Below are 12,424 nucleotides of genomic sequence, written 5' to 3' on the forward strand. Positions count from 1 at the left end.
CACTCCTTCCAAGGCACCTTGCTCTCCTTGCAAAGGGCCGAAAGTGTAACCCATGTCTCCGGAATGAACTGTCACCCATCTCTCGGGAAGGGCACTGAACATCAAGGGCTTTGACTTCCTGGCGCCGCACCGACGGCTTCCTGATTTCGGCCTGCCGGCTGTGCCGGCAAGCCTGCGCAACCGAGTTATGAACTTTCGGGGCGCACGGTCTCCACGCGCAGCGAGCCGGCTGGAAGCGGCTGCAGCAGTTCGGCTTCCGGCTTCGTCAGACTGAGCCAAGCCGCCCAATCGCCGGGCCGAAGCACCACGACCTGCCGACTGTGATAGGGCGCAATATCCGGTCCAGGCTCGGTTGTCAGCATGGTGAAGGTTGGCGGCTTGTTGCCGGCAGCTTCACGCCAAAGCCCTGCGATGGCCATGAACGGCGAGCTGTTGAGCGTGAAGCGATGCTTTGCCTTCGGATACTTCGTGCCCGTGAACTCGAAGAAGGCGGATGCCGGCACGAGGCAGCGTTTGCTGCCGGCGAATTGCCGGCCTTCGGAGCGGAAGTTGAACACTGGTCCGCCTTTCGGGCCGGCCGGCGGAAATCCAAACGTCATCGACGTCAGTTCAACAACGCCAGTGTCGCCGGCCGCGCGCATGATCGGGGCTGGATCGTTGATATGGATGTCATCAACCCGCGGCAGGTCAAGTTCGGTCTGATGGGTCGGGATCTCGAGTGCCAGCGACTCCAGCATCCGGCAATATTCAGCCCAGAGAATATGCTGCTCATAGTCGTTGCACATGGAAGGCTCCCGACCGGTCTGCCAGTTTACCCCACGCCAAACAAAGAGGCGATGGACCGCTCAACCCTCGCGGTCGCGCTCGACCAGTATATCGGCCTCGATCGCCGCGTTGACGAAGGCGGCGCGGGCATAGCGCGCCTCTTGAAGGCCTTCCAGAACGCCAAGGCAGGCTTTGCGGGCGGCGACGTGATAGCCGCCTGTCTTCACGGGCCATCGATCCATGAGGATGTCAGCGGCCTGCGCGACACGCTCCACCTTGTAGATCGTGTTTCTGGACCTGCCGAGCGCCACGCGAACCGGCTCATCGAAATGCTGATCTTGCATGCTTCCCCTCCCGAACGCGATCGCGAGTCAATTCGGGGGAGGCAAGTTCGGTTCCACAGGAGCGATTTGCCAACGCAATAAACCCGCCTTCTGAAATCACTTTGCGCGCATCGGCCAAATGGCGGATTTGATTTGCTTGGTGATCCCCTCTCCCTGGGGCAAACTGCCTGCCGGGGCTGCAGGAGGAGAAATGCGAGCACGCGCAGCTACGATCGGCGATCTCGAAAGTGTCTTCCGTGATCTGTCCACGCGGATGTCGGACGAGTATGTGGCCGCCGGCAAGGACAGCAAGGTCGCCTACGACAATCTGATGATGAATTTGAAGGAAGGCCGAGCGCACGCGCTGGTCGAGGGCGACAAGACGGTGGCGATCGTCGCCTGGCACGAGAACAGCGACGCCGCCGACACGCTGTTTGCCGCGCAGGAGGGTTTCTTCAGCGCCGCGACGGTCCGCTTCTGCAGGCGCCACATCCGCCACATTCAGGCGCTGGCCGGCAACCTTCCCATCCACTCGCGCAGCTGGCTGCAGCGGGCCGACGTCGGCAAATGGTTCCGTGTCATCGGTTATGTCGAACGCGGCCGAGAGAACGGCGCCACTGTGTTCGAATTGCCGCCGGCACGGGGAGCGTCAGCTGCGCGGGCTGCCTAGGGCTGCGCACCCACGGATGCCATCACGGAAAAGCCCCCCGCCAAGATGGCGATGGGCCAATATCGCCTGCAATGGCCTCATATCGGGGGCTCAGATGTCGGGGCTCAGATATCGGGCTGATCCAGCGCCTCGAAAATCACCCGTTCCAGCGGACCGAGATCCTCTTCGATCTCGCTGACCTCAAGGCCTAAATGCCGAGCATCCAGGGCAGCTCGCGTGGTTAGGGTTCGAGCCGTTGCCTTGTCGGCAGGCAGTTCGCCCGGCAGGTGCTCGTGGATCCAGCCCTGCAGGAAATCAACGCCGCGCTCGCTCATCGATTTATCCCTTCCGTTATCTGGGGATTATTCACCCAGAATGACCCCAGAAGCGACGATCTGAGCCGTCAGGCTGGTGAGCCTGCCTCGCTTCACGAGCGTCGGTTTTTGGTAGATTTTCTTCATGGCGGTGCCTTTCGCGACAAATCGCTCGTCGGCAACAACGTCCGTCGCGGGGCAGCGTTCCCTGGCCGGCTGTTGAGCCCGACCCCCTGACACATCGTATTTGAGAACAGCCCCGCTCCCGCGACCCGTGATGTTGGTGCCGCGGCAGGTTGCGAAGCCAATGCGGGGCGTGGCATTTGTCGATGCCGATCATTGGGATGGCAAGCAGGACATGGCACGGCCACCAGACATCGCCCAACACCAGGCCCCGAGCGCAGGCGTCAGCCTGAACCGGGCGCTTTCCAAACTCGGCCTGTATTCGCGCAAGCAGGCCGAGCTGCTGATCGCCGAAGGGCGCGTGCAGGTTGGCGGCAAGGTGGTGCGCGATCCGTCGCTGCGTGTCGATCTCGGCCGCGACCGCATCGCTGTCGACGGCGAGCAGATCGTCGGCAAGGCAAAAGTCTACCTGATGATCAATAAGCCGCGCGGACAGGTCACCACGCGCGATGACCCGCAGGATCGTGGCACCGTCTATGACTGCCTGGTGGAACTGGAGTTGCCTTTCGTGTCGCCGGTCGGCCGCCTCGACAAGGCCACCGAAGGCCTGTTGCTGATGACCAACGACACGCGCTGGGCCAACCGCCTGCTCGATCCGGCCTCGCATGTCGCCAAGACCTATCATGTCCAGATCGGCACCGCGCCCGACGAAGCGATGCTGGCGCGCTTTCGCGACGGAGCGATCGTCGACGGCGAACTGCTGACCGCAAGTTCGATCGAACTGCTGCGCAGCGGCGGCCGCACTGCCTGGCTGGAAATCGTGCTCGACGAGGGCCGCAATCGCCAGATCCGCCGCCTGCTCGGGGCATTCGACATCGAGGTGCTGAGGCTGGTTCGGGTGGCGATCGGCGGTTTGCAGCTCGGCGAGCTCGCCAAGGGCAAGGCGCGGCATCTGACATCGGAGGAATTGGCGGTGCTCGCGCGTTAGGAGGCAGGCTTGCCCCGAAACCCTACTTCTGGTTCCACCTGCGTATCACCGGCTCGCTCAGATCGTGCTCATAGCCGAGGATGCTGAGGCTCGCGGTATCAAGCACGAAGTGCGCACCGCCTTCGGGTGGCAGACCGAGCCAGCGCGCGGCCAGCACGCGCAGGAAATGCGAGCTTGAAAACACCAGCACATTGCCCTCGATTGCCCGCAGCCCGGCGATGATCCTGTCGGCCCTGGCACCAACATCCGCTACCGACTCGCCGTCGGGACAGCCGTCACGGAACAATTGCCAGCCGGGGCGCTGCACAAGAATCTCCTTGGTCTTAACGCCCTCATAGGCGCCATAGTCCCATTCCTGCAGGTCGTCCTTCTTGACGGCAGCAGCGCCGAAGCCGGCAAGCGTGCAGGTGCTGAAGGCTCGCTGCGACGGGCTCGACCACACCGCCTGGAAGGACAGATCCTTGAGCCGGTCCGCCACGCCGCGAGCTGCCGCCTCGCCCTTTGCCGTCAACGGTATGTCGGTGCGGCCGGTGTGTTTTCCCGAAGCGCTCCACTCCGTCTCGCCGTGACGGACGAGGTAGATTTCGGGGTACGGATTGCTCATGCGCCGGCCTTTCGGTTTTACGTCCGCACCCTACCCGGGAGGGCCCGGCCAGCGCCAGCCACGTGCAGGCGGAAAAGGAAAGGCCGCAACCGAATCGGCTGCGGCCTTGTGCTCAAACGTCAGTGCCCGGAGCGGTCAGGCGGGCTGCAGATCGCCCGACAGCGCCAGGTCGGCTTCCTCGGACAATGTGCCGGCCATGGCGGCGGCGAACTTGGTCTGGTCGAGTTCGCCTTCCCAGCGCGCCACAACAATCGTCGCCACTGCATTGCCGACGAAGTTGGTCAGCGCCCGGCATTCCGACATGAAGCGGTCGACCCCTAGGATCAGCGCCATGCCGGCAACGGGTACCGTAGGCACGACAGAGAGCGTGGCGGCCAGCGTGATAAAGCCGGCGCCGGTGATGCCGGCGGCACCCTTGGAGCTCAGCATGGCAACCAGCAGCAGCAGAATCTGGTCGCCATAGGTGAGCGGCGTGTCGGTCGCCTGGGCGATGAACAGCGCCGCCAGCGTCATGTAGATGTTGGTGCCGTCGAGGTTGAAGGAGTAGCCGGTCGGGATGACCAGGCCGACCACCGAGCGGTTGCAGCCGGCGCGCTCCATCTTGGCCATCAGGCCGGGAAGAGCGGCTTCCGAGGACGAGGTGCCGAGCACCAGCAGCAGCTCTTCCTTGATGTAGCGGATCAAGGCGAGGATCGAGAAGCCGTTGTACCAAGCGACAGCGCCGAGCACGACCAGCACGAAGAGCAGCGACGTCAGGTAGAAGGTGCCGATCAGAAAGGCGAGGTTGGCAATCGCACCGATGCCGTATTTACCGACGGTGAAGGCCATGGCGCCGAAGGCGCCGATGGGGGCGGCCTTCATCAGGATGGCGACCAGGCGGAAGATAGGCGAGGTCAGCGCCTGCAGGAAATCGACGACCGGGCGGCCGCGCTCGCCGACCAGAGCGAGGGAGATGCCGAACAGCACCGAGAAGAACAGCACCTGCAGGATGTCGCCTTGCGCGAAGGCGCCGGTGATGGTGTCGGGGATGATGTTGAGCAGGAAGCCGACGATGGTCGTGTCATGCGCCTTCTCGGTGAAGGTGGCGACCTTCGAGGGATCGAGCGTCGCCGCATTGATGTGCATGCCGGCGCCCGGTTGGACGACGTTGGAGACGACCAGACCGACGACGAGCGCCAGCGTCGAAAAGACCAGGAAGTAGATCATCGCCTTGCCGGCGACGCGGCCAACCTTTTTCAGGTCGGAGACGCCGGCAATGCCGGTGGTCACCGTCAGGAAGATGACCGGCGCGATCACCATCTTGACCAGCTTGATGAAGGCATCGCCGAGCGGCTTCAGCGAAGCACCGAGTTCGGGATAGAAATGACCGAGCAGCACGCCGGCGGCGATCGCCGTCAGGACCTGCACGTAGAGATGACGGTAAAAGGGTAGCTTGCCGCGCGGTTCGGCGGCAGCGAATGCTGGCTGCATGACGTCCTCCATGGCGCCCCGATCGAAAGCTCGACCTCCCGGGGCAGTTGTTTCCGCAGCCTTGCGACTGCTGTGTTGGTCACTGCAACTGCCGTGCCAGACTGTGCGGCATACCGCGGCCATTGATTTTGTTGAGTATTCGTCCGATCGAGGCTGCTGCCGCTCAACGCAAGTGCGGACATCCGCATGATTGAATTGTGCTTTGTGCGAAATCATGCACAAATAGGGAATGCTGCAACGCCCTGCCGCGGTCCTGTCGCCGACGCCCGAGCAACTCGGCAAACGCGCGCGTCGCGCCTGGCTGCTGTTTGCGGCGATCGCGCTGGTGATCGTTGCCACGGCGCTCACCGGCGCCGGCCTCTACGCGCGCCGCGCCGAGGTCGCGGCACTGGCGGCGCAAGGCCGCACCGATGCCAATCTGAAGGTAGCGTTGCTGCGCGCCGTGCTGGAAAGCCCGCGGGCGCTGCCGCTGCTCTTGTCCGAGGACCAGCAGGTGCATGACGCCCTGCAGAACAAGGGCGCTGTCACGATCGACGTGCTCAACCGCAAGCTCGAAGGGCTGGTCTCCGGCACCAAGGCTTCGGTGCTTTACGTCACCGGCGTCGACGGGTTTGCGATCGCCTCCAGCAACTGGCGCGAAACAACCAGCTTCGTCGGCAACGACTATGGTTTCCGCGCCTATTTCTCCGGCGCCATGCAATCCGGAACGGCCGAATATTTTGCGCTGGGCAACATCAGCAAGCGCCCGGGCCTCTATATTTCGCGTCGCGTCGGCAATGCGGCGGCGCCGCTCGGCGTCGTCGTCGTCAAGATGGAATTCGACCAGCTTGAAGCCGACTGGCATGAGGCCAACCGGCCGGCCTATGTCAGCGACGACCACGGCGTCGTGCTGATCACCAGCGTGCCGTCCTGGCGCTTCATGACCACCGCGCCGCTGGCCGGCCCGGTGGCTGCCGCCATCCGGAGCAGCCAGCAATTCGGCAACGCGCCGCTGATCCCCTTGCCGATCACACGCCCCGAGGCATTGAGCCCTGACGTGTCGATGGTGCATGCGATAACACCGGGCGGCAGCGATGCCGAATATCTCAGGCTTTCGACACTGGTCCAATCGACGCCATGGCGGCTCGATTATCTCGTGCCGGTCGAAGGGCCGATCGCGGCTGCGGTGCGTGAGATGCGGCTGCTGGCGCTGGGCGTCGTGGTGCCGTTGCTGGCGCTGGCCGGCTATCTCCTGTGGCGCCGTCAGTCGGCGCAGATGCGCATCGCAGCCGAACAGGCAGCGCGCATCGAGCTCGAGCGCCGCGTCGTCGAGCGTACGCATGACCTCAGCCTGGCTCGCGACCGGCTGCAGGCCGAGATCACCGATCACCGCAGCACCGAAGCCAAGCTTCAGGTCATGCAGCAGGAACTGGTGCAGGCCAACCGTCTTGCTACCCTCGGCCAGGTTGCCGCCGGCGTCGCGCATGAGATCAACCAGCCGGTGGCAACGATCCGCGCCTATGCCGACAATGCGCGTGTGTTCCTGGAGCGCAAGCAGACCGCCTCGGCCGAGGAGAACCTTGGCGCGATTGCCGCGCTGACCGAGCGCATCGGCGGCATCACCGAAGAGTTGAAGGTCTTTGCCCGCAAGGGGCGCACGGCAGCCGAACCGGTCGAACTGCGCGGCGTCATCGAGGGCGCCGTGGTGCTGCTCAGAAGCCGCTTTGCCGGTCGGCTGGACGCACTCGATATCACGCTGCCGCCGGTAACGCTCAAGGTGATGGGCAACCGGCTGCGGCTCGAACAGGTGCTGATCAACCTGTTCCAGAATGCGCTGGAAGCGCTGGACGGCCGCGACGGCGCCAGGGTGGAGGTTTCGGCCCAGGAGACGGCCGAAGGCGTGGCGCTTGCCGTCGCCGACAATGGGCCGGGCATTTCGCCTGCCATCCTCAAGTCATTGTTCACGCCGTTCAACACCTCGAAGGAAAAAGGCCTCGGGCTCGGCCTCGTCATCTCGCAAGACATCGTCGCCGACTATGGCGGACGCATCGAGGTGGCGAGCGACCAGGCCGGCACGCGCTTTACCATTCACCTCGCCAGGGCAGCATGATGGACACCGCACCGGTCGTATTGATCGACGACGACAGCGAATTGCTGAGGGCCACGCGGCAGACGCTGGAACTCGCTGGTTTTTCCGTCTCGGCCTTTGCGGTGGCGAACGAGGCGCTGGCCGGGCTCGACGCCAATTTTCCCGGCGTGGTGGTGTCCGACATCCGCATGCCCGGCATTGACGGCCTGCAGCTCTTCGACCGCGTCTTCCAGCTTGATGCCGACATTCCGGTAATCCTGGTCACCGGGCATGGCGACATCGCGGTTGCGGTCAAGGCGATCAAGGATGGCGCCTACGACTTCATCACCAAGCCTTTCGCCGCCGACCGGCTGGCGCAAAGTGTGGCACGGGCGGCGGAAAAGCGCCGGCTGGTGATGGAGAACCGCGCCTTGCGCGAAAGCGCCGAACAGGCGCAGGACGGCCTGCCGCTGATCGGGCAGACGCCGGCGATGGAGCGGCTGCGCCGCACGCTGCGGCAAATCGCAGACACCGATGTCGACGTGCTGGTGACTGGCGAGACCGGCTCCGGCAAGGAGGTGGTGGCGGGCCTGCTGCATCGCTGGAGCCGCCGCGCCAAGGGCAATTTCGTGGCGCTGAATTGCGGCACGCTGCCGGATACGGTGATCGAAAGCGAACTGTTCGGCCATGAGGCCGGCGCCTTCACCGGCGCACAGAAGAAGCGCATCGGCCGCATCGAGCATTCGAGCGGCGGCACGCTGTTTCTCGACGAGATCGAAAGCATGCCGGCCTCGACCCAGGTGCAGATGCTGCGGGTGCTGGAAATGCGCGAGGTGACGCCGCTCGGTACCAATGAAATCCGGCCGGTCGACCTGCGCGTCGTCGCCGCCGCCAAGGTCGATCTCGGCGATGCCAGCCGGCGCGGCGCCTTCCGCGAGGATCTCTACTACCGGCTCAATGTGGTGACGATCTCGATCCCGCCGCTGCGCGAACGCCGCGACGACGTCGCCCTGCTGTTCTTCTACTTCGCCGAGCGTGCAGCCGCCCGCTTCCGCCGGCAAATGCCAGCCGTGCCTGCCTCAGTGCACCGCCATCTGAGCCAGCACGACTGGCCGGGCAATGTGCGTGAACTCGCGCATTTCGCCGAGCGTTTCGTGCTTGGACTGGAGGAAGCGGCGCAAGCGCCACCTTCCGCCCCGGCGGAGCCGGATGACGCCAGCTCACTGCCGGAACGGCTGGAACGCTATGAAGCCAATGTCATCCGCGAGGCGCTTGGCCGCAATGACGGCGATGTCCGGCGCACGATTGAAGCGCTCGGCATTCCGCGCAAGACCTTCTACGACAAGCTGCAGCGGCACGGCATCGTGCGCAGCGATTTTTCCAGGTAATTCATTTTCCAGGTAATTCAGGCGTGTGGACCCGAAAGCAGGGTAGATTTTGTGAACCGGCGCAAAAAAACCGTGGCAAGTCGGCATCAGAAAGTGTTGAAGACCGCATCGGCGGCCTTCGGCACGGCGCGATCCGGTTGCGCTCGGCAGATGTTGATGATTTGTTGCCGGTCAGCGGAGAATGAATGATGCGAGAACCTGTCGGTCAAGATGAATATGGATCGACCAATCCGTTCGATCCGGACGATCTGACGAATTTGAACGCGATCGGCCCGGCCATGGGCGGCGGCAATGACTTCGAGAAATACGCCGTTGCCGTGATCATCGTCTTCGGCGCGCTGATCATTGGCGGGCTGATGGCCGCTTCCATGACCTTTGGTCACCGGAACGGCTTCCTGTTTGCGCTTGGCGGCGCAACCGCGGCCTGGATATCGGGCAATGCGCTGCTCCTCGACCGTCCCCGCATCTACGCGGCGTTCGTCGTGATCGCGGCGCTGATGCTCGTCGGGTCGACGCTTACGCTCGTCCTCTGATCAATCTCTTGTTTTGATCAGTAGCCAATCGCCTCGCCGGATGCGGCGCGGCTGTCGATGGCGCCGTTGTAGCGGGCGCCGCCGCCCTTCTCGATTTCCGCCAGGCTCTTGCCGCCGACAAGAATGCCGGCCGCCTGACCCCAGGTAGAATCCGCGAGATCGAGGTGGTAGCCCATGCCGGCCAGCAGTTTTTCAGTGTCGGGCGACAGGCCGAACGGTTCGACATAGATCGTGTCGGGCAGCCATTGATGGTGGATGCGCGATGCGTCGATCGCCTCCTGGATGTTCATGCCGTGGTCGATGACGTTGACGATGGCTTCCAGCGTGATGGTGATGATGCGCGAGCCGCCGGGGCTGCCGATAACCATGAACGGCTTGCCGTCCTTGGCGACGATGGTCGGGCTCATCGATGACAGCGGCGTCTTCTTCGGCTGGATAGCATTGGCCTCTCCCTGCACGAGACCGTAGAGGTTGGGCACGCCAGGCTTCTGGGTGAAATCATCCATCTCGTTGTTGAGCAGGATGCCGGTGCCGTCCGCGACCACGCCGGCGCCGAACGAGCCGTTCAGCGTATAGGTGATCGCGACCGCATTGCCGTCATCGTCGATGATCGAATAGTGCGTCGTTTCCTTCGACTCGCCGAAGCCCTTCGGCATCAAATCCTGCGAGACGCCGGCGCGGAACGGGTCGATCTTGTCGCGGATCTCCTTGGCGTAACCCTTGTCGAGCAGTTTCGAGACCGGATTGTCGACGAAATCGGGATCGCCGAGCGCCGAGTTGCGGTCCACATAGGCGTAGCGCATCGCCTCGACCATGACGTGCACCGTCTCGGCCGAGCCGGCGCCAAGATAGGACAGCGGGTAGCCCTCCAGCACGTTGAGGATTTCGCAGATGATGACGCCGCCCGAGCTTGGCGGGGGCGAAGAGACGATCTCGTAACCGCGATAGGTGCAGCTCACCGGTTGCAGCTCGCGTACCTTATATTGCTCGAAGTCTGCCTTGGCCAGAATGCCGCCCCTGGCGCCGCTCGCCTTGACGATGGCGCCGGCGATGGCGCCTTTGTAGAAGGCGTCGGCGCCTTTTTCGGAGATGGCGGCGAGCGAGGCTGCAAGATCGCGCTGGAGGAGACGCTCGCCGGCGCCATAGGGTTTGCCGTCCGGCTTCAGGAAGATGGCGGCGGCGGCAGGGTCCTTCGCCAGCCGTGCGGCATTGCTTGCGAATGAAGCAGCGTCGCCCTGGTCGAGGATGAAGCCATCCTTGGCATAGGCAATTGCCGGCGCCATCAAATCCTGGCGTGGCAGCGTGCCATATTTTTCACGAGCCATCTCGAACCCTGCCACGGAACCCGGTACGCCGACCGCAAGGTAGCCATCAAGGCTGGCGCCCTTCACCGGATTGCCGTCCTTGTCGAGATACATGGTCTTGGTTGCCGCCAGCGGCGCGCGCTCGCGGAAATCGAGGAAGGTCGATTTGCCGTCCTTGAAGCGGATGGTCATGAACCCGCCACCGCCGATATTGCCGGCATTGGGGTAGACGACGGCGAGCGCATAACCGACCGCGACCGCCGCATCGACAGCGTTGCCGCCCTTCTTCAGCACCTCGACGCCGACTTCCGACGCCAGATGCTGGGCGGTGACGACCATGCCGTGCTCGCCCTTCGCCGGTTGAGGCGAGGCGGCATGGAGCGCGCCGGATGGCGCGAGCGCAATTGCGAGCGAAAGGGTGACGCCAATCAGCGTCCGGCGGGTCAAGGGCATGGCGGTGCTCCAAGTGCAGTGTGCCTAGAAGACCTACATGGAGCGGCCGAGTCCATCATCAATATGAGCGAACATATATTGGTGTTCGCCTGCCGGCGGAGGCAAGCTGATCTCCCCCCTGTGGTGGAGATTAGCCAATCTCAAACAATCCCGCCTGAACCGCTCACAACCGCCGGCCGTTCCGCCGCGACCTTCGCCCGGTAGCCCGCCGCGCGATATGCGGCGACTGGATCGATGGCGCCGCCTGTGTTCAGCCGCGCCATGGCAAGGATCGGCTCGACATCGGTGCGGTAGGCAGCTTTCAGCGTCTGCGTCGCCATCAGCGCATCATTGCCGTCTTGGAAACCCTCGAGCGCCTTGCGGTCGACCAGCAGCGCCTGCGCATAGGCGCGCTGCACCTCGACCGCCGACAGCATCAGGCTTTCGATCGGATCGGTGACGTTGTGGCTCTGGTCGAGCATGTGGGCGGGATCGAAACCCTCGGCGCCGGACAGCTCGGCATGGACCAATTCGTTGAAGACCAGGAACAGCCGATAGGGATCGATCGAGCCGGCATCGAGATCGTCGTCGCCATATTTGGAATCGTTGAAGTGGAAGCCGCCGAGTTTCTTGAACTGGATCAGCCGCGACACGATCATCTCGATGTTGACGTTGGGCGCATGGTGGCCGAGGTCGACCAGGCAGTACGCCTTGTCGCCCAGCTCCTTGGATATGAGGTAGTTGGTGCCCCAGTCCTGCACGACCGTGGAGTAGAAAGCCGGCTCGTACATTTTGTGTTCGGTGAACAGTTTCCAGTCGGCGGGCAGTCCGGCATAGATCTCCTTCATCGCGTCGAGATAGCGCTCGAAGGCTTTGGCGAAATTGACCTGGCCGGGGAAATTCGAGCCGTCGCCGATCCACACTGTTAGCGCCCTGGACCCCAGCGTCTTGCCGATCTCGATGCATTCCAGATTGTGCTCGACCGCCTGGCGGCGCGTGCCGGCATCGGCATGCGACAGCGAGCCGAATTTGTAGGAGAGCTTCTGGTCCCTGGCGTCCGAGAAGGTGTTGGAATTCATGGCGTCGAAGCCGAGGCCGAAGCGCGAGGCCGCCTGCTTCAGCCGGTTCGGATCGGCCTTGTCCCACGGGATGTGCAGCGAAACGGTCGGTGTAGCCTGTGTCAGCTGGCTGATGACGGCGCAATCCTCGATCTTGTCGAAGATATCGCGGGGCTCGCCGGCGCCGGGAAAGCGGGCAAAGCGTGTGCCGCCGGTGCCGACGCCCCAGGACGGAATGGCGACGGCGAATTTCTCGACCTTGTCGCGGATGGCGTCGATGGCGATGCCGCGGCGGTCGAGGCGTTCGCCGAGCGAAGCGTAGTCGCGTTCGAGGTCGGCTTTGCGGGCGGCGTTGTGGCTGGAGACGAGATCGGCGGCGATGATGGTTTCGGACAAGTGCTATTCCTCCCAATGCGTTCAGTCAGC

The 12,424-nt window shown here is 63.7% G+C and carries 12 protein-coding genes; 5 read left to right on the forward strand and 7 right to left on the reverse strand.

Translation table 11 applies throughout. The features are described 5' to 3' along the window. Positions 1-185 precede the first annotated feature (185 nt). On the reverse strand, positions 186-785 hold the full coding sequence (locus tag NKI06_RS08260) for an SOS response-associated peptidase (protein ID WP_352914332.1): 600 nt from the start codon (positions 783-785) through the stop codon (positions 186-188). A gap of 60 nt (positions 786-845) precedes the next feature. Further along, positions 846-1,109: a DUF982 domain-containing protein gene (locus NKI06_RS08265; protein ID WP_352914334.1), complete on the reverse strand. Its 264-nt coding sequence runs from the start codon at positions 1,107-1,109 to the stop codon at positions 846-848. Between the two features lie 190 nt (positions 1,110-1,299). Here NKI06_RS08265 and NKI06_RS08270 point away from each other — a divergent pair, with 190 nt between their 5' ends. After that, on the forward strand, positions 1,300-1,758 hold the full coding sequence (locus NKI06_RS08270) for a hypothetical protein (RefSeq protein ID WP_023669674.1): 459 nt from the start codon (positions 1,300-1,302) through the stop codon (positions 1,756-1,758). Between the two features lie 104 nt (positions 1,759-1,862). Here the strand turns inward: NKI06_RS08270 and NKI06_RS08275 are convergent, their stop codons facing one another. After that, positions 1,863-2,072, reverse strand: a complete 210-nt coding sequence (locus tag NKI06_RS08275) for a DUF768 domain-containing protein (protein WP_023669673.1) — start codon at positions 2,070-2,072, stop codon at positions 1,863-1,865. Between the two features lie 337 nt (positions 2,073-2,409). Between NKI06_RS08275 and NKI06_RS08280 the strand changes: the two genes are divergently transcribed. After that, entirely contained in the window at positions 2,410-3,162 is a 753-nt protein-coding gene (locus NKI06_RS08280; RefSeq protein WP_352984928.1) for a pseudouridine synthase, read from the forward strand. A gap of 22 nt (positions 3,163-3,184) precedes the next feature. Here NKI06_RS08280 and NKI06_RS08285 read toward each other — a convergent pair whose 3' ends face one another. Both NKI06_RS08285 and NKI06_RS08290 read right to left on the reverse strand, forming a co-directional pair. Then, positions 3,185-3,766, reverse strand: coding sequence for a histidine phosphatase family protein (locus tag NKI06_RS08285; RefSeq protein ID WP_023711385.1), 582 nt, complete (start codon positions 3,764-3,766; stop codon positions 3,185-3,187). 135 nt (positions 3,767-3,901) lie between these two features. Then, complete coding sequence (locus tag NKI06_RS08290) at positions 3,902-5,236, reverse strand: dicarboxylate/amino acid:cation symporter (RefSeq protein WP_023818762.1); 1,335 nt, start codon at positions 5,234-5,236, stop codon at positions 3,902-3,904. A 229-nt stretch (positions 5,237-5,465) separates the two neighbouring features. Between NKI06_RS08290 and NKI06_RS08295 the strand changes: the two genes are divergently transcribed. The 3 genes from NKI06_RS08295 to NKI06_RS08305 all read left to right on the forward strand — a co-directional run bounded on the left by NKI06_RS08295 (position 5,466) and on the right by NKI06_RS08305 (position 9,204). Continuing rightward, on the forward strand, positions 5,466-7,325 hold the full coding sequence (locus tag NKI06_RS08295; protein ID WP_352984820.1) for a sensor histidine kinase: 1,860 nt from the start codon (positions 5,466-5,468) through the stop codon (positions 7,323-7,325). After that, entirely contained in the window at positions 7,322-8,671 is a 1,350-nt protein-coding gene (locus NKI06_RS08300; RefSeq protein WP_023829794.1) for a sigma-54-dependent transcriptional regulator, read from the forward strand. Before NKI06_RS08295 ends, NKI06_RS08300 begins: the two co-directional genes overlap by 4 nt. Before the next feature lie 185 nt (positions 8,672-8,856). Then, positions 8,857-9,204: a hypothetical protein gene (locus NKI06_RS08305; RefSeq protein ID WP_032885862.1), complete on the forward strand. Its 348-nt coding sequence runs from the start codon at positions 8,857-8,859 to the stop codon at positions 9,202-9,204. Between the two features lie 17 nt (positions 9,205-9,221). Here the strand turns inward: NKI06_RS08305 and ggt are convergent, their stop codons facing one another. Beyond that, on the reverse strand, positions 9,222-10,961 hold the full coding sequence (ggt, locus tag NKI06_RS08310) for a gamma-glutamyltransferase (RefSeq protein ID WP_352984823.1): 1,740 nt from the start codon (positions 10,959-10,961) through the stop codon (positions 9,222-9,224). 140 nt (positions 10,962-11,101) lie between these two features. Then, positions 11,102-12,394, reverse strand: a complete 1,293-nt coding sequence (gene rhaI, locus NKI06_RS08315) for an L-rhamnose catabolism isomerase (protein WP_352984825.1) — start codon at positions 12,392-12,394, stop codon at positions 11,102-11,104. Positions 12,395-12,424 lie beyond the last annotated feature (30 nt).

Source organism: Mesorhizobium sp. M0772 (genome assembly GCF_040320135.1).
In the GTDB taxonomy this organism is placed as follows: domain Bacteria; phylum Pseudomonadota; class Alphaproteobacteria; order Rhizobiales; family Rhizobiaceae; genus Mesorhizobium.

Coding starts and splice junctions, on each gene's coding strand:
- NKI06_RS08260 (WP_352914332.1), bottom strand. CDS start 785: ATGTGCAACGACTATGAGCAGCATATTCTCTGGGCTGAATATTGCCGG.
- NKI06_RS08300 (WP_023829794.1), top strand. CDS start 7,322: ATGATGGACACCGCACCGGTCGTATTGATCGACGACGACAGCGAATTG.
- ggt (WP_352984823.1), bottom strand. CDS start 10,961: ATGCCCTTGACCCGCCGGACGCTGATTGGCGTCACCCTTTCGCTCGCA.
- NKI06_RS08295 (WP_352984820.1), top strand. CDS start 5,466: ATGCTGCAACGCCCTGCCGCGGTCCTGTCGCCGACGCCCGAGCAACTC.
- NKI06_RS08280 (WP_352984928.1), top strand. CDS start 2,410: ATGGCACGGCCACCAGACATCGCCCAACACCAGGCCCCGAGCGCAGGC.
- NKI06_RS08265 (WP_352914334.1), bottom strand. CDS start 1,109: ATGCAAGATCAGCATTTCGATGAGCCGGTTCGCGTGGCGCTCGGCAGG.
- NKI06_RS08305 (WP_032885862.1), top strand. CDS start 8,857: ATGATGCGAGAACCTGTCGGTCAAGATGAATATGGATCGACCAATCCG.
- NKI06_RS08275 (WP_023669673.1), bottom strand. CDS start 2,072: ATGAGCGAGCGCGGCGTTGATTTCCTGCAGGGCTGGATCCACGAGCAC.
- NKI06_RS08285 (WP_023711385.1), bottom strand. CDS start 3,766: ATGAGCAATCCGTACCCCGAAATCTACCTCGTCCGTCACGGCGAGACG.
- NKI06_RS08290 (WP_023818762.1), bottom strand. CDS start 5,236: ATGCAGCCAGCATTCGCTGCCGCCGAACCGCGCGGCAAGCTACCCTTT.
- NKI06_RS08270 (WP_023669674.1), top strand. CDS start 1,300: ATGCGAGCACGCGCAGCTACGATCGGCGATCTCGAAAGTGTCTTCCGT.